General features: G+C 45.8%; 21 protein-coding genes. 3 read left to right on the top strand and 18 right to left on the bottom strand.

Going from position 1 to position 20,827, the window contains the following annotated elements:
* Positions 1-6 precede the first annotated feature (6 nt).
* The 5 genes from lepA to rpoE form a co-directional block, all read right to left on the bottom strand.
* Positions 7-1,797: a translation elongation factor 4 gene (lepA, locus tag Q4Q54_RS05865; RefSeq protein ID WP_311889438.1), complete on the bottom strand. Its 1,791-nt coding sequence runs from the start codon at positions 1,795-1,797 to the stop codon at positions 7-9.
* Positions 1,798-1,966: 169 nt separating this feature from the next.
* On the bottom strand, positions 1,967-2,437 hold the full coding sequence (locus Q4Q54_RS05870; RefSeq protein ID WP_220776558.1) for a SoxR reducing system RseC family protein: 471 nt from the start codon (positions 2,435-2,437) through the stop codon (positions 1,967-1,969).
* A 10-nt stretch (positions 2,438-2,447) separates the two neighbouring features.
* The gene (locus tag Q4Q54_RS05875) at positions 2,448-3,380 is read right to left on the bottom strand and encodes a MucB/RseB C-terminal domain-containing protein (RefSeq protein WP_107946834.1); all 933 of its coding nucleotides are present in this window, start codon (positions 3,378-3,380) and stop codon (positions 2,448-2,450) included.
* A 12-nt stretch (positions 3,381-3,392) separates the two neighbouring features.
* Positions 3,393-4,019 carry a sigma-E factor negative regulatory protein gene (locus Q4Q54_RS05880; protein WP_006080774.1) on the bottom strand — a complete coding sequence of 209 codons (627 nt, stop codon included), beginning with the start codon at positions 4,017-4,019 and terminating at the stop codon, positions 3,393-3,395.
* A 41-nt stretch (positions 4,020-4,060) separates the two neighbouring features.
* A complete protein-coding gene (rpoE, locus tag Q4Q54_RS05885) occupies positions 4,061-4,639 on the bottom strand; it encodes an RNA polymerase sigma factor RpoE (RefSeq protein WP_006080773.1) in 579 nt (192 codons plus the stop codon).
* Between the two features lie 189 nt (positions 4,640-4,828).
* Between rpoE and nadB the strand changes: the two genes are divergently transcribed.
* A complete protein-coding gene (gene nadB / locus Q4Q54_RS05890) occupies positions 4,829-6,442 on the top strand; it encodes an L-aspartate oxidase (protein WP_006080772.1) in 1,614 nt (537 codons plus the stop codon).
* A gap of 36 nt (positions 6,443-6,478) precedes the next feature.
* On the opposite strand, the gene Q4Q54_RS05895 is transcribed toward nadB, so the two are convergent.
* The 10 genes from Q4Q54_RS05895 to rppH all read right to left on the bottom strand — a co-directional run bounded on the left by Q4Q54_RS05895 (position 6,479) and on the right by rppH (position 15,176).
* Complete coding sequence (locus Q4Q54_RS05895) at positions 6,479-6,919, bottom strand: protein YgfX (protein ID WP_311987960.1); 441 nt, start codon at positions 6,917-6,919, stop codon at positions 6,479-6,481.
* A complete protein-coding gene (locus Q4Q54_RS05900) occupies positions 6,900-7,148 on the bottom strand; it encodes a succinate dehydrogenase assembly factor 2 (RefSeq protein ID WP_126492496.1) in 249 nt (82 codons plus the stop codon). Before Q4Q54_RS05900 ends, Q4Q54_RS05895 begins: the two co-directional genes overlap by 20 nt.
* An 85-nt stretch (positions 7,149-7,233) precedes the next feature.
* Entirely contained in the window at positions 7,234-8,142 is a 909-nt protein-coding gene (nhaR, locus tag Q4Q54_RS05905) for a transcriptional activator NhaR (protein ID WP_006085064.1), read from the bottom strand.
* 72 nt (positions 8,143-8,214) lie between these two features.
* Positions 8,215-8,601 (bottom strand): hypothetical protein, encoded by a 387-nt coding sequence (locus Q4Q54_RS05910; RefSeq protein ID WP_220592329.1) that lies wholly within the window; start codon positions 8,599-8,601, stop codon positions 8,215-8,217.
* A 2-nt stretch (positions 8,602-8,603) separates the two neighbouring features.
* The gene (nhaA, locus tag Q4Q54_RS05915) at positions 8,604-9,773 is read right to left on the bottom strand and encodes a Na+/H+ antiporter NhaA (RefSeq protein WP_106649846.1); all 1,170 of its coding nucleotides are present in this window, start codon (positions 9,771-9,773) and stop codon (positions 8,604-8,606) included.
* 117 nt (positions 9,774-9,890) lie between these two features.
* Complete coding sequence (thyA, locus tag Q4Q54_RS05920; RefSeq protein ID WP_006080766.1) at positions 9,891-10,685, bottom strand: thymidylate synthase; 795 nt, start codon at positions 10,683-10,685, stop codon at positions 9,891-9,893.
* On the bottom strand, positions 10,682-11,491 hold the full coding sequence (lgt, locus tag Q4Q54_RS05925) for a prolipoprotein diacylglyceryl transferase (protein ID WP_311987961.1): 810 nt from the start codon (positions 11,489-11,491) through the stop codon (positions 10,682-10,684). Before lgt ends, thyA begins: the two co-directional genes overlap by 4 nt.
* Before the next feature lie 42 nt (positions 11,492-11,533).
* Positions 11,534-12,334 carry a sulfite exporter TauE/SafE family protein gene (locus Q4Q54_RS05930; RefSeq protein ID WP_106649843.1) on the bottom strand — a complete coding sequence of 267 codons (801 nt, stop codon included), beginning with the start codon at positions 12,332-12,334 and terminating at the stop codon, positions 11,534-11,536.
* 59 nt (positions 12,335-12,393) lie between these two features.
* A complete protein-coding gene (gene ptsP, locus Q4Q54_RS05935) occupies positions 12,394-14,628 on the bottom strand; it encodes a phosphoenolpyruvate--protein phosphotransferase (RefSeq protein WP_311987962.1) in 2,235 nt (744 codons plus the stop codon).
* A gap of 23 nt (positions 14,629-14,651) precedes the next feature.
* Positions 14,652-15,176 carry an RNA pyrophosphohydrolase gene (gene rppH, locus Q4Q54_RS05940; protein ID WP_311987963.1) on the bottom strand — a complete coding sequence of 175 codons (525 nt, stop codon included), beginning with the start codon at positions 15,174-15,176 and terminating at the stop codon, positions 14,652-14,654.
* Positions 15,177-15,866: 690 nt separating this feature from the next.
* Here rppH and mutH point away from each other — a divergent pair.
* Together mutH and Q4Q54_RS05950 are read left to right on the top strand one after the other, a co-directional pair.
* Positions 15,867-16,538, top strand: a complete 672-nt coding sequence (gene mutH, locus Q4Q54_RS05945; protein WP_006080761.1) for a DNA mismatch repair endonuclease MutH — start codon at positions 15,867-15,869, stop codon at positions 16,536-16,538.
* A gap of 122 nt (positions 16,539-16,660) precedes the next feature.
* Positions 16,661-17,728 carry an adenylate/guanylate cyclase domain-containing protein gene (locus Q4Q54_RS05950; RefSeq protein ID WP_006080760.1) on the top strand — a complete coding sequence of 356 codons (1,068 nt, stop codon included), beginning with the start codon at positions 16,661-16,663 and terminating at the stop codon, positions 17,726-17,728.
* 72 nt (positions 17,729-17,800) lie between these two features.
* On the opposite strand, the gene oxyR is transcribed toward Q4Q54_RS05950, so the two are convergent.
* From oxyR to Q4Q54_RS05965, 3 genes are all read right to left on the bottom strand, one after another.
* The gene (oxyR, locus tag Q4Q54_RS05955) at positions 17,801-18,712 is read right to left on the bottom strand and encodes a hydrogen peroxide-inducible genes transcriptional activator OxyR (RefSeq protein ID WP_086010628.1); all 912 of its coding nucleotides are present in this window, start codon (positions 18,710-18,712) and stop codon (positions 17,801-17,803) included.
* A 299-nt stretch (positions 18,713-19,011) separates the two neighbouring features.
* Positions 19,012-19,377, bottom strand: a complete 366-nt coding sequence (locus Q4Q54_RS05960; protein WP_006080758.1) for an Hpt domain-containing protein — start codon at positions 19,375-19,377, stop codon at positions 19,012-19,014.
* A gap of 204 nt (positions 19,378-19,581) precedes the next feature.
* The gene (locus Q4Q54_RS05965) at positions 19,582-20,511 is read right to left on the bottom strand and encodes a TIGR01212 family radical SAM protein (protein WP_311889460.1); all 930 of its coding nucleotides are present in this window, start codon (positions 20,509-20,511) and stop codon (positions 19,582-19,584) included.
* Between the last annotated feature and the right edge of the window lie 316 nt (positions 20,512-20,827).

Raw genomic sequence — 20,827 nt, forward strand, 5'->3', positions numbered from 1 at the left:
TAACGATTACTCGTTTAGCTTAAGTACCGCTAAGAATGCCTCCTGTGGCACCTCAACGTTACCCACTTGCTTCATCCGTTTCTTACCCTCTTTTTGTTTATTTAAGAGTTTTTTCTTACGAGAAACGTCGCCGCCATAACATTTAGCCGTTACATCTTTACGCAGGGCTTTCACGGTTGAACGGGCAATAATTTGACTGCCCACAGCCGCTTGAATCGCGATATCAAACATCTGACGCGGGATAAGCTCTTTCATCTTATCGACTAAGGCTAAACCACGGTGACGAATGTTGGATCTATGGATAACCATAGCCAAGGCATCGACTCTGTCGCCATTGATGAGAATATCTAAACGCACCATGTCAGCGGGATCGAAACGAATAAAGTTATATTCGAGTGACGCATAGCCACGGCTAGTGGATTTCAAACGGTCGAAGAAGTCCATGACCACCTCCGCCATTGGCAGATGATAAGTCACAGCCACTTGGTTACCGTGGTAAACCATGTTCACTTGCGTGCCACGTTTTTCAATACATAGGGTAATCACGTTACCTAAGTATTCTTTTGGCACTAAAATGTTGGCCTCAACAATCGGCTCACGCATTTCTTCGATGTTGTTAATCGCTGGCAAATCAGACGGGTTATCAACGTAAATCGTTTCACCGCTGGTCATCACCACTTCGTACACTACGGTTGGCGCAGTAGTGATCAACTCTAGGTTGTATTCACGCTCTAAACGCTCTTGGACGATTTCCATGTGCAGCAGGCCTAAATAGCCAATGCGGAAACCAAAACCGAGTGCCGATGAACTTTCAGGTTCAAAGAATAATGACGCATCGTTCAGGCTGAGTTTGTTCAGCGCATCACGGAAGTTTTCATATTCGTCGGTAGAAATCGGGAATACGCCAGCGTATACCTGTGGCTTCACTTTCTTAAAACCAGGTAACGGCTTTTCAGCACCATTTTTGGCTAAAGTTAACGTATCGCCCACGGGCGCGCCGTGAATTTCCTTCAAACCCGCAATCACAAAGCCGACTTCACCGGTTTTAAGTTCGGTTTTGTCAGTTTGTTTTGGAGTGAAAATACCGACGCGATCCGCAGTGTGGTTTTGCCCTGTAGACATGACCTTAAACTTGTCACCTTTTTTCAGGCTACCGTGTTTAATTCGCACTAACGACACTACGCCTAAGTAGTTATCAAACCAAGAATCGATGATCAAGGCTTGCAATGGTGCGTCAGGATCGCCTTCTGGCGGTGGAATTTTGGCAACAATGACTTCTAAAACCTCGTCGACACCGACACCAGTTTTAGCCGAACAACGCACAGCATCCATCGCATCGATACCAACGATATCTTCAATCTCGGCAGCAACACGTTCTGGATCGGCTTGTGGTAAGTCAATCTTGTTTAAAATGGGGACCACATCTAGATTCATATCCAGCGCGGTATAACAGTTTGCCAATGTCTGAGCTTCAACGCCCTGACCCGCATCAACCACCAGCAAAGCGCCTTCACAGGCTGCTAATGAGCGCGAGACCTCGTAGGAGAAGTCAACGTGACCTGGGGTATCAATAAAGTTGAGTTGATAGACTAGGCCATCTTTGGCTTTGTAATCCAAAGTGACACTTTGTGCCTTAATCGTAATACCACGCTCACGTTCTAGATCCATCGAATCTAAAACTTGAGCATCCATTTCACGGTCGGTTAAACCGCCACAAACCTGAATAAGACGATCTGATAGCGTCGATTTACCATGGTCGATATGGGCAATAATTGAGAAGTTTCTAATTTGTTTCATTATGCTGCAATGACTAATACTGAAAATGGATACGGTTCAAAGGAGCGAAATTGTACCTGATTGCGGTTTCAATACCAATCACATTCACTCCGACTTAAGACAGACAGATAAAACAACGCCCAAAACCGCAGTTAGCTGTTTTTTAATTAAAAATAAGGCACTGAAATTATTAAGTTAATTCTTGCAAATTGATGCTCATACCCAAATAGGCCAAAATCACAGGTTGAGCATCGACTTCTAAGCGTTTGGCCTGTTGCTTACCAAAAGACCATGCAAGCAAGGCACCAACGGCCGCAAAGCCCATGGCACCTAGGTTAGGATTAAACTCAAGTAACTGGCCTAAAAATTGTCCTAATGCTGCGCCAACAAACAAACCAAACAGCGGCATTAAATAGATTAATGCCGCCGCTTTGAGGATCACGCTCTCGGGAAGTCCTAATTTTAGTAACTCACCCGCCTCGCAGCGGCGGTCACTCTGGATCGAAAATTGCTGAGTTTTCGAGGAAAAAGCCTGAGCCACAGCAGAGGTCCCGCAAGACTCGCTATTACTGCAGCTCTTGCAGGTACTCTTAAGTTCGACTTCAACCGTCAACCAGCCTTGGCTATCACTGGCGACGACTCGGGCAATTTCTTCCATCATAATCGGCGTCCTATTCTAGCGTCAGACTTTTAGCAATGCGTGTTAGGGTTTGTGTCGGCACTTTACCCACTGCAACCACTTCGGCATTACCGACTTTTTCTGAAACTAGCGACAAGCCGTTACGAGTAATTAATTCTTCGGGCAATGGACTCGCCCCAGCTCGCGCAACATAAACTGAAATATTTGCCAGTCCATCGGTCAGTGCTATGTATTCCACCGCCTCATGGCTACCAATCAATCTATGGTGATCACGCACGACCACAGTAAACCCTGCGGGTAACCAAGCAAATTGCCAGTTTTGACCGTCTTGGCGCTCGGCTTGATCGATAACTGCCGGCCATTCTTGCTTATAGGCTTCTTGCAAGATAGCTGGCGGCTCGCTGAATTCGATGAGTTCAATCACCATGATCTGCTCAAGCAATTGCTTATCTTGAGTCAGCATGTCGTATCGCAGCGGCAGATAAGTTTCCATATCGAGCCAAATTTGAAAGCCATAACGGAATTCATCATTGGGCAACAGGCGGATCATTTGCCCAGGGCGCCCAGCAATACGGGTGCGACCACCAAGCACAAATTGATACCCCACTTCTAAATCCGCCATATTGGCAGAAAAAGCGGCAGGCCAAACACCTTGGATATGATTAGAAACAATACTGTATGCAGGCTCGTCGTGCTCAATAAAGGTGACACGATTGCCGACACGCACAGCATTTTTAGGTGGACCGTTAAGGTATTCTAGAAAGGCAACTTCTTGATTATTCACCTTACCGTGCAGGTAAACCAAAGGCCGAATATGATCGGCCTGAAGTTGAATAATCGATGCTTTAAACTCTTTCTCTCGTAAGGCCTGACTCATTTTCTCGAGCCAGACTTTGGCAGGCATATCTTCCTGCGCCATCGCAGGAAAGACCAAGGCTAATAAAGCCAACAGGATTAGACGCAAGCTAACTCCTCGTTATTGATTGACCGGAACGGGTACGACCTCGGTATTGTCCTCTACAACCGCACCGGTATTCAATCGTTGTTGCAACATATGATCTTGAATATAAGTATTAATTCGGCGACGCTGCTCGTTCACCTGATCATTGGTATAACCTTGATTCTGTTGAACTGGACCCGTTTGTAGGCTCACAGGTGATGCGCTACCAATTAGCGGTCTGGTAATCAATACGGGCGATGGTGACGCGGCATCATCGGCGCTCTGATTGTAATTCTGCACACCAACAATCGCAAACATAGCAACCGTCGCAGCAATGGCATATTGGCCAAATTGCTTAAACAAAGGTACGACGCGGTTTTGCTGCGCATTGGCGGCAATTTGCGGGGTTACAGGTGCAGCAACCTTAGACGCATGATGCTTAGGCGCAACTATCGCTGGCTCAAGCTCAATGGCGGCGGCAATGCTAGCAGAGAGATCTAACACAATATTCTGCGGCAACTCGCCACGCATGGCATCGCCTATCATATGATAGTTATGCCATTTATCATGTGAATGTGTATCAGCAGATAACTCTGCCATGGTCTGCGCATCAGTCTCTCCATCGACTGCGGCAGATACCCATTCTTGACCTAATTTATCCATTTTTCACCTGTCTAAATATAAGGGTTTCTTAAAATAAGAATTTAGGCTTCCAGCAACGGCTGGAGCTTTTTATCGATTGCCTCTCGAGCTCGGAAGATACGCGATCTAACTGTCCCTACGGGGCAATCCATGACTATGGCAATATCTTCGTAACTCATCCCATCAAGTTCACGCAACGAGATGGCCATTCGTAATTCTTCTGGCAGCGTTTCTAAGGTATCGAAAATCACTTTTTTGATTTCTTCCGATAACAATAGCCGTTCTGGGGAGGCGAACTCCTTCAGCGCGTCACTACCTTCATAATATTCGGCATCTTCTGCATCAACATCATTAGCGGGCGTTCTGCGCCCCTGTGATACGAGATAATTCTTCGCAGTGTTTACTGCGATGCGGTACAACCAAGTATAAAATGCACTTTCACCGCGAAAGTTTGGCAAAGCTCGATAAGCTTTGATAAACGCTTCCTGTGCGACATCGGCAACGTCCGCTTGGTTCCGTACATAACGGGATATCAAGCTAATGACTTTACTTTGATATTTAAGCACTAACAGGTTAAAAGCGTTTTTATCACCTTGTTGTACGCGCTCAACTAATTGTTGATCACTTAATTGTCCACTCATCCGAGCCGACTTCTCCTAAATCTAAAATGCTGATTTCTCAGTCGCTCGAATCATATTCACTTATGTAGACTCGCGTACTTTGAAAAAGTTCTAAAAAATATACAAAAAAGTAAGGTTAAAAGGAAAGTACCCATAATCCGTGAGTTGGTTTACCATAGTTGGCACTCTTCAGTCACATCATGATACCCGATGAAACAAGTAGTTGAACACCAATCTGACATATTAGTCATAGGTAGCGGTGCCGCAGGTCTGACACTAGCTTTGCATCTTGCTGAAAAAGCAAAAGTAATTCTGCTTTCAAAAGGCCCACTCTCGGAAGGGTCGACTTACTACGCCCAGGGCGGTATCGCCTCCGTCTTCGACGAAAGTGACACTATCGAATCCCATGTTGCAGACACATTAATCGCAGGTGCGGGTTTATGCGACAAAGACGTCGTCACTTTTACCGCTGAAAATGCTAAGAGTGCGATGCAATGGCTTATCGAATGTGGCGTTGCCTTCGATAAAGAAGAAACCACTGACGGTAATGCAAAAGACGCACCTTACCATTTAACCCGTGAAGGCGGCCATAGCCACAGACGTATTCTGCACGCTGCCGATGCAACAGGCAAAGAAGTGCAAACGACACTGCAAGAACGCGCACTCGCCCACCCCAATATTCAAGTTTTAGAACGCTATAACGCCATCGACCTCATCACCACCCGTAAGTTAAATCGCCCAGGTAATCGTGTGTTAGGCGCTTATGTGTGGAATCGCAACGAAGAACACGTCGAAACCGTTAAGGCCAAGTTTGTTGCGTTAGCGACCGGCGGTAGCTCTAAGGTTTATCAATACACCTCAAACCCCGATGTTGCTAGCGGCGATGGTATCGCCATGGCATGGCGTGCAGGTTGCCGCGTGGCGAATATGGAGTTCAACCAATTCCATCCGACGTGTTTGTACCATGCCGATGCGCGCAACTTCTTACTCACTGAAGCCCTGCGTGGTGAAGGTGCGTACCTGCGTCGTCCAGACGGCAGCCGTTTTATGCCGGACTTTGATGAACGCGCTGAACTCGCCCCCCGTGACATCGTTGCCCGCGCCATCGACTATGAGATGAAACGACTCGGTGCCGATTGCGTGTATCTGGATATCAGCCATAAAGATGCTGACTTTGTGATGAAGCATTTCCCAACCATCTATAGCCGTTGCTTAGAGCTGGGAATTGATATCACTAAAGATGCGATCCCTGTCGTGCCTGCCGCGCACTATACCTGCGGTGGTGTAATGACAGATATGCACGGTCAAACCGATCTCAATGGCCTCTATGCCATTGGTGAAGTGGCCTATACCGGCTTACATGGCGCGAATCGTCTGGCGAGTAACTCGCTACTCGAATGTTTAGTGTTTGCCCGTGCGGCGTCACATGATATAGAGAGCCAGCTGTATAAAATTCAAATGCCGGGACAAATTCCAGCATGGGATGAAAGCAAAGTCTCTAACTCGGACGAAGAAGTGGTCATCGCCCATAACTGGCACGAACTGCGGTTATTCATGTGGGACTACGTCGGGATCGTGCGCTCGGATAAACGTCTGGAACGCGCTCTGCGTCGCTGCCTGATGTTACAGCAAGAAATTCAGGAGTATTACAGTAACTTCAGAGTCAGCAATAACTTGCTCGAATTACGTAACTTAGTGCAAGTGGCCGAGTTGATTATTCGCTGTGCCATGGAGCGTAAAGAAAGCCGTGGTCTGCATTTTAATATTGACCATCCAGAGAAATTAGACGCGCCGCGCCCGACTATATTACTACCAGAAAAGTAACCGCTTAAGTTCTTATGTGACTTAATGATAAACAGACTAAATCTCAGTATGAGGTTTAGTCTGTTGTATTTTAGCCCGCAGCAACAGCCGACATAAATGCCGATAGTCAGTATCGTCTAACATATCCACCCAAACCATCAAGAGCCGCAACTGAGTATCCACTTCGATATACATCAAGCAAACAAAGGGTGTCACCCAAGTTCGCTTTAATACCTGAAAGTGCTCACCCGTTGACAAACGTCCCTCGCCTTTATCACTAAGCACAAAATCTAAACGCCAATGCTGCAGTCGCCACAACTGCGACAGCAAGAAAATACAAACTAGCAGGATAAACATATATTTAAGCAGGGATAAAGTGAGATTGTCGCTTTGAGGCCAGAGCAGAAATGAGCTAGAGCAGACACAAATAAAAACGACCAACGAGAGTCGTTGGTCGAAGGAGGCTTTTACACTGAAACTATGGTGCCGGTCTTCCACGGACTTTCACTACCATGCGCGCAAGCTCAGCATCAGGGCACACTTCATGACCCATAAACCATGCAAACAATTCGGGATCTTCACATTCCAACAAACGGATAAACACGGTTTTATCTTGATCGGACATTTCTTGATAGAAATTTTCAACAAAAGGTTGAAACAAAACGTCTAATTCCAGCATCCCGCGGCGACATGCCCAGCGAACCCTTGCGATGTTCATTAATTCCAAGGTATTTCTCCCAACACAGATTTGGCATTAGTCTATCAGTTCAGTGACTAAAGTGTCGATTAACCCTTCACATTGGCTCACAAAATTAGCATTGTTGGACTTGCATATCGCGTCCCGCAAAGAGATCGCTGAAATCTGTATCTAACAAGCGCTTTACAGCAGGATGTTGGATCATACGTTCGGCAAACATCACATGGTATTCCTCTTTCACATCCGTGGTTTCACCGAGCAAATTCATCCCATGGGAAATCACTTCTTGGCGATAAATCGACGGCGTGACAAAAATCCCCCGTTTAAGGTAACCAAAGGCCTTCATCATGGCCGCATCATCGAACTCACCCAAGATACTGACTTTAAGATTTTGTTCGTCAAACCAGCGATATAACTGCTGTCCAAGTGAGGTTCTGCGGCCGGGGATTAATAGCTGGCCTTGCTCTAAACAGGCGGGGAAATCAGCACTATAAGTATCAGCGGAGAAAAAACTCACACCACACTCGCCCAACTTTTTAGATAATATTTCGGGATACTTCAGTGATTCACCGGCACAATCGGAGAGGATCATATCCAGTTTATGCTCGCGTAAACGTGCCATTAAGCTTTCGTGAGTCGCCTCATAGCAAGCTAAATGCATAGAGCTGTCATTGGGGACGACGGATAATAAGACACGGCTGACTAAGGCTTTAGACAAGGCATCGGCGATCCCTACTTCAAAAAGCATGGCATCATCTTTTTGATAGTTAAGTAAATCGAGCATTTCATAGCTAAGACTAAACATCTTATCTGCGTAGCGAAATACCAACTCACCTAACTCAGTGGCTTCCAGTGTCCGCCCTACTCGCTTGAATAAACTGCCATTCAACCTGTCTTCTAAGGCACGAATTTGCCCTGTTATCGTTTGCGGCGTTAAACAGAGGGCTTCGGCCGCCTTAGCAACCGAACCCTTTTTCTTAATCATCCAAAAATAATACAGGTGGTTGTAATTCAAATGCAGCATGCTCATCCAGTGTGAATCGTCCCTCATACGCCCAAGGCGCTGAGGGATAAAAACCTATTGTTATAAATCAGTTTATTGCAAACGCTGGCAATCAAGCAAGTTAGTGACTATGCCTTGTAATTGCTCCAAATCAGTCGCATTACCCAGACTTACCGCTTCAGTGACACCTGAGACTAAAACATGACGTTCAGGAATACGTTCAGCGCAATAGGTCCGATTTGCCTCTTGGAAACGTTTACCACCACGGTATTTAAGCGCCCTCGATTCATAACCATTGGTTTCTAATCTCGCCCCTAAGGAATCAGATTTAAACATCAGTGCGCCATCCACTATCCCTTCAAGATAGCTTTGGCAAGTCTGAGAGTTCGCATCCTGATTACAGGCCGCTATTTGTGATGCCGTTGCGGTTGTCGATAGACATAAGAGTGTTGCCATTCCCATTAATTTCAACTTTATCATAGTTATACTCCTTTATTAGGTAACACTTTTGATAACCAGAAATACCCAACTAACGCCGCCATAATCGAACCGATTAAGGTTCCGAGGCGCGCTAAGTCACCGTACATAGGATCTGCATGTTCAAAGGCTAACGACGCAATAAACATGGACATAGTAAAACCAATACCACACATGGCCGCGACAGGGGCAATTTGCTTCCAACTTACGCCATCGGGTAACTGAGCCAGTTTGAGTTTCACCGCAATATAGCTAAACACCATCACACCAATGGGTTTGCCTAACATCAGGCCCAGTGCAATACCAACGGGGACAGGAGAAATTAACGTCTCCAAATTCATATTACCGACATAAACCCCCGCATTGGCAAAAGCGAACACAGGCAGAATGAAGAAGGTGCTCCAAGGGTGCAAACTGTGCTCTAAGCCTTCCGAAGGTGAGCTGCCATCCTTCGCCCGTAATGGAATACAGAAAGCGATGATGACGCCAGCCAGAGTCGCATGCACTCCAGACTTCAGTACGGCGACCCAAAGGATTAATCCTAAAATGCCATAAGGTAAAAGTGAGGTGACCCCTTTACGGTTTAACCCAACCAAGCCCGCAATCGCTAAACTGGCAATCACTAAACTGATGGTTGACAGGTCGGTGCTGTAGAACAGCGCGATAATCACAATGACACCTAAGTCATCGATAATCGCTAAAGCAAGTAAGAAGACTTTCAGCGAAACGGGAACGCGGCTCCCAAGCAGCGCCATAATACCTAAAGCAAACGCAATATCCGTCGCGGCAGGAATCGCCCAGCCCGCTTGTGTGACCGGATCGCCATAGTTAAACAGTAAGTACACCCCAGCAGGGACTAACATGCCGCCAATGGCTGCAAAGGTAGGCAGAGAGGCTTGAGCAACACTCGATAAGGCACCTTCGAGTAACTCACGTTTAACCTCTAAACCAATAAGCAAAAAGAATACAGCCATCAGGCCATCGTTGATCCACAGAATTAGCGGCTTATGAATATCGAGCTCGCCAATTTTAACTTGTACGTCAGTGCCTAAAAAGCCTTGGTAAAGTCCAGATAAAGGAGAATTGGCCATCAGCATAGCTAAGGCAACAGCAACCAATAATAGGATACCGCCAGCCGATTCTTGGCTCAGAAAATTTCTAATTGCTTTTTCCATCGTGCACTCCTAAAAATCATAATGAATTGAGTGTAGACGAATTGTAACAACAAATATAATCGTAAGTTTCGACCTAACACCTCGGCTATTCCGAGGTATTAGTCGAAAAAATGCACGTTATACGGCGACAGGTGCTTTGATATGGGGATGTGGAGCGTAGTTTGTCAGCTCGAAATCGTCGAATTGATAATCAAAAATTGATTCAGGTTTACGTAAAATCGTCATGGTTGGCAACGGCATTGGCTCACGGCTTAACTGCAGTGCCGTCTGTTCCATATGGTTTGAATATAAATGGGTATCACCACCGGTCCACACAAAATCACCTAAGGCCAAGTCACATTGCTGGGCCACCATCATAGTTAACAAAGCATAACTGGCGATGTTAAATGGCAAGCCAAGGAACACATCACAGCTGCGCTGATACAGCTGACAAGATAATTTGCCATCAGCCACGTAGAACTGGAAAAACGCATGACACGGCGCCAAGGCCATTTTATCCAGCTCGCCCACGTTCCAGGCAGAAACGATAAGGCGGCGAGAATCTGGCTGAGATTTTATCTGAGCAATTACTTGTGAAATCTGATCGATAGCATCGCCGCTCTGGGTTGGCCAGCTGCGCCACTGGGCACCATAAACCGGCCCTAAATCGCCATTATCATCGGCCCATTCATCCCAAATGCTGACCTTGTTTTCGCGTAAATAGGCAACGTTAGTTTCACCCTTCAGGAACCACAGCAATTCGTGGATGATAGAGCGCATGTGGCATTTTTTGGTGCTTACCAAAGGAAAACCTTTGCTCAAATCGAAGCGCATTTGATAGCCAAATACTGAGCGAGTCCCCGTACCTGTGCGATCCGATTTATCAACACCTTCGGCTAAGATGTGCTTCATTAAGTCTAAATACTGTTTCATTGCTGCTTACCTTGCTTACGAAAAATCAAGTACAAACCGATTAACACCATAGGAATAGACAGTATCTGCCCCATGGTCATCAATCCCCAGTAGAGTCCCAACTGTGCATCGGGTTGTCTCACCGTTTCTACCATAATACGGAAAATACCGTAACCGACTAAGAACATACCAGAGACGGCACCAACTTTATCGGTACGTTTACTAAACCAGTAAAGTAAAAGAAATAATGCCACACCTTCAAGTGCAAATTGGTACAACTGAGAAGGATGGCGCGGTTCGGGGCCTCCAGTTGGAAACACCATGCCCCATGGCACGTCTGTGGTTCGGCCCCAGAGTTCACCATTAATAAAGTTACCAATACGCCCTGCGCCTAAACCGATAGGCACCACAGGTGCCACCATATCGGCGACCGCAAAGAAGGTGCGCTTTTGTTTCCAGGCGATATAAATCATCGCCACTATCACGCCCATCAAACCGCCGTGGAAGGACATGCCGCCTTCGGAGATTTTAAATAAATACATAGGGCTGGCGAGGAAATAATCGAAATGATAAAAAAGCACATAACCGATACGCCCGCCCAATATCACCCCAAGAAAACCATAAAAGAGTAAATCTGACACTTGCTCCCGCGACCACACGCCACAGGAGCGGTCAGCTTGTCGATTGAGCAACCACATAGCCGCAACAAATCCGACTAAATAGGTAAAACCATACCAACGCAGTGCAGGTTCAAAGGTTTGTCCAAACAGATTAAAGGGTCCAAATGATACGATCACGGGATCGATATTGGGGAAACTCAACGCCATAACACATCCATTAGCAGCCTCAAATAGAGGTAAACATAAAAACTAGGTCAGAATTAATTTAAGGCCGACACACAGCAATAACAGTGCAAATATCTTTTTAAGTACCGATGTTGGCCAAGTGCTTGCCGCTTTCACGCCAACGGGCGCCATCAGGACAGAAGTGATCACTAAACCAAACAAAGCAGGTAAAAAGATAAAACCTAAGGTGCCATAAGGTAACTCGGGCGCATTAAGGCCTGCGATGATATAGCCGAAACTGCCCGACAGGGAGATCAACAAACCCGTCGCCGCCGAAAACCCAACCGCGTAACGCATCTGCAGACCAAAGAAGGTTAAAAACGGCACTAACAATACTCCGCCACCAATTCCCATTAATCCTGCAATTACAGCGACGATTACAGCAACCACAAACAGAATAATTGAACTAGGTAATTCTCGGTTCGATTCAGTTTTAAGGGGATACGCCATCTGAATCGCCATTAAAATCACAAAAGCCGCAAAGCCTTGTTTAAGGGTTGCTGCAGGGATCTGTTCGGCAATGAAACCTGACATCAACGCACCGAGCACAATCCCAGGGAACATAGTACGAAACAATCCCCAGGGCACGTTCCCCCGCTTATGATGCGCTCGCATCGATGAGATAGAAGTGAGAATAATGGCCGCCAGCGAAGTGGCAATCGCAATATGGGGTAATTGGGCAGAAGTAATCCCAACGGAAGGCAGAATATAAAGCAGCGCAGGCACTACAATCAAGCCGCCACCGATACCTAATAATCCCGCCATAAAGCCGACAAATGCACCTAAAGCTAAGCAAATAAAAAACACCGACAACAAACTATCCACACGAGTACCTACAGCGTGATAAATTGAGGGCCTTAGCTTAAAGCAAAAGACAAGATTAGTTAATTAAGAATTGTCGAGAGACCTTGCTGGTTTAAATATTCTTTAACCAGCTCCCGCACTTGAAAGCCGTTTGATAGGCTCAAGGCTTGAGCGAGCAATTGATCTAAATCGGTCCTTGCAACACGGCGCAATAGATAATTAATTCGCGCTAAACTGCCCTGATTCATACTCAATTGATCGTATCCCATGGCCACCAACAAAATGGCGCCCATAGGCTCGCCCGCGAGCTCTCCACAAATACTGATATCAAGTTTATGATATCGACAATCTAAGTGAGCCTGATGCAAAGCCCGCAGTATCCCCGGATGATAACTGTCAAATAACGAGCTCACCCGTGGATTGTTACGGTCAACCGCAAGCAAATACTGGGTTAAGTCATTACTGCCAACGGAAACAAAATCTACCCGTTTTGCCACATCATCCAATTGATACAACATCGCCGGCACTTCGAGCATAATGCCGATGCGTGGCATCACTATGTTGCTATTTACATCGTTTTTGAGTTCGACATAGGCTTGCTGCAGATATTCTAAGGATTGATCAATTTCATCTAAATTACTGACCATAGGCAGTAAAATACTTAATTGCTTACCGTCTCCACCAGCCTGTAACATGGCCCGTAACTGCACCAAAAATAATTCTGGATGATCTAGCGACAAACGGATCCCACGCCAGCCAAGGAAAGGATTGTCTTCTTTAATTGGGAAATACGGCAAAGGTTTATCGCCGCCAACATCTAAAGTGCGCATCACCACAGGTCGACCAGACGCCGCCGATAAGACCTGTTGATACACTTTCACTTGCTCAGATTCACTCGGGAAACGTTGTTGCAGCATAAAAGGAATTTCGGTGCGATACAGTCCAATCCCGTCGGCACCTTCGGCAATTTCAGAGGCCACGCCACTGAGTAAGCCCGCATTGAGATACAAGCGAATACGTGAGCCATCGAGGGTTACGGAAGGCAGTGCTAATTCTTGAGCATACTGGCGTTGCAGCGCTTTTTGCGCCGAAATTAAGCTGCGATACTCGCCGACAATAGCAGGGGATGGCGATACCAATAGCTGGCCACGACTTGCGTTTACCACTAAGAGCTTTTGGTCAATATTGGCGGATAACAGTTGTTCTACACCAGTAATGGCCGGCACACCTAAGGCGCGGGCTAAAATAGCGGCATGGGAGTTTACCCCGCCAAGCTCAGTGACAATCCCCGCGAGTTTCTGTCTTGGAAACTCAGCCAACATAGTCGCATCGGCTTCGCGGGTAATTAAAATAACAGGTTTATCGGGTTCAAGCTCTAAACGCTCTGGCTCAATCAGCTGGCGTAATACTTTTTGGCCTAAGTCGCGGATATCGCTTGCTCGCTCCTTAAGATAAGGATCTTCCATCGCCAAAAATTGCTGAATGTAACGCAAGGACACTCGGCTCACCGCCGTTTCAGCAGCCCAACCTAATTGCACCTCACGGGCGTATTCCCCCCCTAAACTGGCGTCATCAAGTAATAGCTGTAATGCATTGAAAATAGAGACTACTTCGTCATCTTGCTCACGATCAAACCGCTGAGATAAAGCGCCAATCGCTTCTTTACAACGCACCATAGCCGTCGTTAAGCGGCTGGACTCATAGGCAATATCGTCAGAGTGCACATCGGGCTGCTCAAGGGGGATCTCTCCACCGAGCACAAAAGCATAGGCAATGGCGATACCGTTTGACGCCGACGTACCTTGAAATAGAATTTGTTGATGATGGGAACTGACTTGGGCTTTTTGTTTTAAGCCGCGCACCGCCATTGCTAACTGGGCGGCGAGCGTCATCAGGAAGGCTTCTTCACCTTCACTGAATTGGCGAGCACTCGCCTGCTGTACCACTATCACCCCGACCACGGCTTTCTGGTAGATGATAGGTACAGCTAAAAAGGCACGGTATTCTTCTTCGGCAACTTCAGGGAAAAGTTTAAATCTGGGGTGAAGCCGTGCATCAGCTAGGTTAACGGCCTCTTCTCGCTGAGCAGCGAGTCCGACTAAACCTTCAGTCAGTGGCATACGTACCCGACCAACGGCGCTTTTTTCAAGACCGTCGGTTGCAGATAACACCAGTTCTTGCTCTTCTAGGATATAGATGGAGCAACATTGGGTTTCCATCGCCGCTTTAGTCGATGAGACTAAGACTTCTAATGCGGTTTCCAAACTGTGGGCAGATGCCACAGCCTGAGTAATATCCCTAAGCGTATTTAACACTGTTTTCAATCCTCTTTTGAAAATCAGTCCGTTGTTTTTTGTCTTCCCCGTTTCCTAGGTATTTCTAGGGTTTGGAATGACAATGCCGTTACCGCAAACTCTTTCATCACCTTACGATAAACATCACGCTTAAATGACACGACTTGCCGCACAGGATACCAATAACTTACCCAGCGCCAATCGTCAAATTCAGGATGCCCAGAGGAACTCAAATTAATCGCACTATCTTGGCTTTTCAGTTGTAACAGAAACCACTTTTGTTTTTGCCCAATACACACAGGTTTACTGTCTTGTCTGACTAAACGCTTTGGCAAACGATAGCGTAACCAAGAACGGGTCGAGGTTAGGATATGCACGTGTTCGGGTCTTAGGCCTACTTCTTCATATAACTCACGGTACATTGCCTCTTCTGCTGTCTCGCCATCATCGACGCCACCTTGAGGAAATTGCCATGAGTGTTGACCGAAGCGTCTGGCCCACATGACTTGGCCATATCTGTTACAAATTATAATGCCCACATTTGCGCGAAAGCCGTCGCTATCAATCACATGGACTCCAAATCACATTAAATTTTAATAAACTGATTGTTTCATAAAGCTAGTCTCTCAGCAAACCTCTATTTCACCCTAGGCCTTGGATAAAATTACACTTAAAAGACATTTATCAACAAAGCTAGGGGATGAAATGCGGGGATATCCACATTTTCTGTGGATATCTCTGTTTGAAACTCAGGTAAACTTGTTATAACGCTCAAAAAACATCTATTTAGCGCCATTTGATTAATTTAGAGTTAAAACTTTATCTAAAATAAATTCAATAACTTGAATGAAAATTCTAATTTATTAATGGCAAAAAAAGCAATAAAGCTCATTATTTAACCAGCTAGAGCTATTTCTATGGTTCTCACGATATTACTCAACTTTATACACAAATAGTGTCCACAACTGTCCACAAAAGCCGGAATAAATGCCCTTTATTCGCATTGACTTGGGGTTTTTATTAGGTTAAGGGACGCATTTTACTGAGTTATCCATAATATCTGTGGATAAGTATGTGGGGAACGCAAGGGAAAGCAGAGAGTAACTTTGAACACTTTTTTGCAAAACGGGGGGTAACTCGGATATGAAATTTAAAATCAGATACTTAGAATAAAAACATTCGGTACAAGTTTACTCAAATTGCGGAGTTCATTTTTTGACCGCCATTGCTAAGCGGTTATTTTTAAGTAAAATCCAGCCATGAATCGAATTATTCCCCCCGAAAATCTCCCAGAGCTACTCGAACGCGCCCATATGATGGCTGGCGTGAGTTTGGCGCAAATTGCCGCCCAAAGAGGCCTAAGTGTCCCCAAGGATCTTAAGCGGGATAAAGGCTGGGTCGGCCAGTTAATCGAAATGGAACTGGGCGCGACAGCCGGTTCTAAACCTGAGCAAGATTTTCTGCATCTAGGTGTCGAACTTAAAACTATCCCCATCGATTCACAGGGACGTCCATTGGAGACCACTTATGTTTGCGTGGCGCCGCTGTCGAATATCCAAGGGTTAACCTGGCAAAACAGCTTAGTCAGCCATAAGTTACAGCGCGTCCTTTGGGTACCCGTTGAAGGTGAGAGACATATTCCTGTGGGTGAGCGCCGTATTGGCACCCCGATATTGTGGGAGCCTGATCCACAGGAGTTGCAATTGCTGCAACAGGATTGGGAAGAGATCATGGAGCTTATCGCCCTCGGCAAAGTCGAAAAACTCACCGCACGCCACGGCGAAGTACTGCAATTACGTCCCAAAGCCGCCAACAGTAAAGCATTAACGCAAAGCATTGCCGAAGATGGCAGCCTCAAAATGACCAACCCTAGGGGTTTTTATTTAAAGACCAGTTTCACCGCCATGATACTTAATAAGGTTTTTGGTTAATATTTAGTGACGATATAGACTTAGATTGATCCAGATCACAAATTTCACTGGCACTAAGGTGACTCTTTTCTATAAACTACGGCATTCTGAAATCACCGCCGTATTCGGATACCCATCACGCAGTGAGAGCACGTAGACAAGCGAAAAAACTCCTTTTTGCGATTTTAGCTTGGGCGATTGCCATGGCTGCATTCGTGTTTTTTCGATATGCCCAATCACCAGAACTGCCCCAATGGGCGGTAGGTTCGGCCGATCTCGCGACACTTGCTATCTATATGGGGATAATTTTTGGCAGCCTGCATTGGATGTCGAACGTTATTGCTGATTTCAGTGCCATCAATCGCCTCCCCTATGTGTTTTCTGTCATCTTTAAAGGCTTGTTTTTATTACTGGGTGCGACAACATTAGCTTACATGACCCAATTTTTGAATATGTGGGCCATCGAAAATCACATGTCGACCCTAAGACAAATGCTGACGGCGCACATTCTCTACAGTCCTTCATTCCAAGCATTGATTGTCTATTTGGTGGTCGTGCGGGTCAGTTTAGCCTTCGTCGAGCAAATGGCGCTGTTAGTTGGCCCACGTATTCTGCTCAACATTGGCCTAGGTAAATACCATAAGCCAAGGTACGAACAACGATTATTCCTTTACTTAGACATGGTCGCCTCGACCACACACGCCGAATCACTTGGGGATTACCGTTTTAGTCGCTTGATCCAAGATAGCTTTAGTTTGCTGTCGGACACTGTGACCAACAACGAAGCCGAGATTTATCGCTATATGGGCGATGCCGTGTTGATCCACTGGCCTTTAGAAGAAGGGATAGTCCACGACCGCTGCATGAATATCTATTTTGAATTTAGTCAGCAGCTTAATTGGCAAAGACGTTACTTTGAAGAACACTATGGCTTTGTGCCTAAGTTTAAAGCGGCGGCCCATTGTGGCCAAGTCGTAGCAGCGGTTGTTGGCGTGCAAAAACAAGAGATTAGTTTCTTTAGTGATGTGCTCAATACCCTAGCGAGACTGCAAGATCAGTGTAATCCCTTGGGGCAACGCATGTTGATCTCGGGCGCACTCGCGGGACGTTTAGATAATCCCAACACGCAATATCACCTATCGAATCTAGGCCCAGTCAAACTCAAAGGGAAACAACACTCCATCGAAGTGTTTGGCGTTTCCCCACTCTAATTTCTCATCATATTTAAGCGTTGAGTTGTAGTAACACTTTTTGCTGTGACACTTTGTGCTGTTGCAGCGAGCTTATTGTGCTTCTTTGGTTAATAACTTTTGGATCATTAAACCTAAGGTACGGAAGGTTAAGATCCGGCTGGTCGTTTGACGCCAGACAAGGCCGATATCACGGTAAGGCGCTTCACCCGGCGGCGTCATCACCACCAAATCAGTGTCATTCAAAATACCCGCATCGATTGCCATTTGCGGCAGGAATGTGGTGCCCAGCTTACTGTTCACCATCTGCACTAAGGTATGCAAACTGGTGGCGGCAAACGGATTCACTTTCGCGCTATCCCCAAGCTGACAGGCAGTGATGGCATGCCCCGTAATGCAATGCTCGCTTTGCAGCAGGAAAATACTCTCGTCTGGCAAGGCTTGGTAATCGATCGGCTGATGGATTTCTCCGGCTAAATCCTTATGGATCACCATTTTGAATGGATCTTTACCCACTTTCATACTGTGATAACCGCTGGTATCCACAGGCAAAGCAAGGATCAATAAATCCAGCTCACCCTTACCTAAGGCATCCAACAAACGCTCAGTGGTATCTTCTTTCAGTAATAAACTCATCGCTGGATAAGACTGCTGGCATTGGCGAATAACACGGCTCAATAGGAAAGGCGCAATCGTTGGGATACACCCTAAACGTATATCGCCTGTCATCGGCTCGCCTTGGTTTTTCACCAATTCAACCAAATCATCCACATCGGTGAGAATTTTACGGGCGCGCTGCACCACTTCTTCACCAATAGCGGTAAACATAAACGACTTATGGTCTCGCTCAATCAACTGATGCCCTAACTGCTCTTCTAAGTTTTGGATCCCACTCGAAAGCGTCGATTGGCTGACAAAACACACCTTAGCCGCGCGGTTAAAATTCTGCTCTTGATGGAGATTCACCAAATAGAATAAGTTTTTTAAGCTAGGTAAACTTTTCATTTTCTCGATTGCCATTAAGGTTATGAATTAAGAAATTAAATCTACTCTAGCATAACTGAAAGCCAATAACGCGGCATTAGATTTCAAGAATGTGAGCCGAATCGACATTCAACCGATTAGCTGTAAACCTTAAGTGGGAGTAACAAACAAAGAGGAGAAAAGCACTCGCGGGGAAACGTAAAAAGCAACAAACTCAGCCGTCAAACTAACGCAATAACGAACGCAACAATCTAACGCAATCATTCACTCAATTGGGCGCAACAACAGATGTTATTGCTGCGCCTTAGCGTATCAATATCTTATGCTTTAGCTTGGAGGAATAACTTTAACTGTTGTAGATCCGCACTCGCATGTTCGACGATCTCAGCAACCCAAGCGCCGTGTTCAGCATCCCATCTAGGCTCTTCACCATGTTGTAATAACTGGGCGATTTGCTGAATGCGTTTTAAACCTACCGAACCTGCGGCACCTTTAAATTTATGCGCTTCTGAACATAAGGTATCTCTATCTGCAGCGTCGTTAGCCTTCACTAGATTTCCTACATATTCAGGCATTAACTGCTCAAATAACACCACACTCTTTAGTAAAGTACCGGCACCAATGGCGCTACAGTACTGTTCGAGAGTATTGAGATCTAGGATTACTTCTAATTCAACTGTGGCCATGAGGCCTCCCTTAAGTGGTCCAATGCTTAAAACGAATTTATCACATGATACCCACTAAAATTGTCTGTGCAACTTATAGCGATATCCATGGTCAAATTCAGATTAAAATTAACAAAAAACAAACTAATAGTCGTAAGTAAACACTTACAAAATAATAGCGACGACATAGCATTTAAGGAGGAAATGTATCCCACTAACTTACCTCTATCGTTGCGCTAATACGTGCCCTTGTCCACCATAAAGCTGTAAATTATCCACAATTGCCACCAATCCATCCCATCGATAGGCACACCAATCTGGTGCTAATAGCATAGGTTTTTTCGCATAAGCGGTGACGCGGTGGAAAATCACTTCCGCGGGTGTATGGCGGATCATCTCACCGACACTGCGAGCATAATCTTCAAGACTCAGTAAAGGTAAGCGCCCACTTCGCCACGCCTTGGCCATAGTGCTACCTTCGACGATATGCAAAGGATGCAACTTCAAGCCATCAACGCCCTGCTGCAATACCGCCGCTAAGGTCGCCATATAATCGCTATGGGTTTCATCGGGCAAGCCAAGAATAAGATGAGTGCACACCTTAAGTCCGCGAGCTCTCGCCCTCGACACTGTGTCACAATAACAACCGAAATCATGGCCGCGATTGATCTTGCGCAGCGTTTCATTTTTAGCGGTTTGCAACCCCAGTTCTAACCACACATCAATGCCGTTTGCCTGATAACTTGCCAGTAAATCCAGTACATTATCTGGCACACAATCGGGGCGAGTTCCTACACACAAACCCACTATCTCGCCATCTTTAACGGCTTCATCGTACTTAGCCATTAACACCTGATACTCATCATAAGTGCTAGTGTAAGCCTGAAAATATGCTATAAATTTATCGGCTTGCGCCTGAGGTTTCGCCTCACGATAACGACTCTTACCCTGTTCGAGCTGCTCGGTAATACTCAGCACATCAGCAGTTTGGTGGCTAAATGAGGCCACATTGCAGAAAGTACAACCTCCACGCCCCAAGGTGCCATCACGGTTGGGGCAAGTAAACTTGGCATCTATGGTGAGTTTTCGTAGTCGCGTACCATATCGCGCCTTGCAAACGGCACCAAAGGTGTTCACATATGCATCAAGCCCCATCAGAGCACCCACCAAATTTCATATCGCTTCATTAAGAATAACCAAGATAAAATCACAAATAGAAAAGAAAATACGTGAACAAATAGAAGAAAAAGCTTAGTGTAAACGAGGTAGCGAGAGGTTTCTTGGCGCTACATCAAATTCCCGCCTGACCCATACCCTTATTGTCAGAAATGTGCGCATCCTCAAATTAACGCGCTTACCATTGAGATATTGCTCACATCAAAATGAATAATAATTCAACAATTTTAATTTTTTATTTATTTACTGTGTTTGCAATAAAAATCACTATTTCTAAATCAAAAACAATCCCGCC

Origin of the sequence: Shewanella sp. SP2S2-4 (assembly GCF_031932025.1) — a bacterium.
Lineage (GTDB): Bacteria > Pseudomonadota > Gammaproteobacteria > Enterobacterales > Shewanellaceae > Shewanella > Shewanella baltica.

What these genes read in the sequence shown, in the direction of transcription:
- oxyR (WP_086010628.1), bottom strand. Translation starts at nt 18,712, where the DNA reads ATGAAAAGTTTACCTAGCTTAAAAAACTTATTCTATTTGGTGAATCTC.
- Q4Q54_RS05965 (WP_311889460.1), bottom strand. Translation starts at nt 20,511, where the DNA reads ATGGGGCTTGATGCATATGTGAACACCTTTGGTGCCGTTTGCAAGGCG.
- lgt (WP_311987961.1), bottom strand. Translation starts at nt 11,491, where the DNA reads ATGGCGTTGAGTTTCCCCAATATCGATCCCGTGATCGTATCATTTGGA.
- Q4Q54_RS05960 (WP_006080758.1), bottom strand. Translation starts at nt 19,377, where the DNA reads ATGGCCACAGTTGAATTAGAAGTAATCCTAGATCTCAATACTCTCGAA.
- nadB (WP_006080772.1), top strand. Translation starts at nt 4,829, where the DNA reads ATGAAACAAGTAGTTGAACACCAATCTGACATATTAGTCATAGGTAGC.
- Q4Q54_RS05870 (WP_220776558.1), bottom strand. Translation starts at nt 2,437, where the DNA reads ATGATGGAAGAAATTGCCCGAGTCGTCGCCAGTGATAGCCAAGGCTGG.
- rpoE (WP_006080773.1), bottom strand. Translation starts at nt 4,639, where the DNA reads ATGAGTGGACAATTAAGTGATCAACAATTAGTTGAGCGCGTACAACAA.
- thyA (WP_006080766.1), bottom strand. Translation starts at nt 10,685, where the DNA reads ATGAAACAGTATTTAGACTTAATGAAGCACATCTTAGCCGAAGGTGTT.
- lepA (WP_311889438.1), bottom strand. Translation starts at nt 1,797, where the DNA reads ATGAAACAAATTAGAAACTTCTCAATTATTGCCCATATCGACCATGGT.
- mutH (WP_006080761.1), top strand. Translation starts at nt 15,867, where the DNA reads ATGAATCGAATTATTCCCCCCGAAAATCTCCCAGAGCTACTCGAACGC.
- Q4Q54_RS05880 (WP_006080774.1), bottom strand. Translation starts at nt 4,019, where the DNA reads ATGGATAAATTAGGTCAAGAATGGGTATCTGCCGCAGTCGATGGAGAG.
- nhaA (WP_106649846.1), bottom strand. Translation starts at nt 9,773, where the DNA reads ATGGAAAAAGCAATTAGAAATTTTCTGAGCCAAGAATCGGCTGGCGGT.
- nhaR (WP_006085064.1), bottom strand. Translation starts at nt 8,142, where the DNA reads ATGCTGCATTTGAATTACAACCACCTGTATTATTTTTGGATGATTAAG.
- Q4Q54_RS05910 (WP_220592329.1), bottom strand. Translation starts at nt 8,601, where the DNA reads ATGATAAAGTTGAAATTAATGGGAATGGCAACACTCTTATGTCTATCG.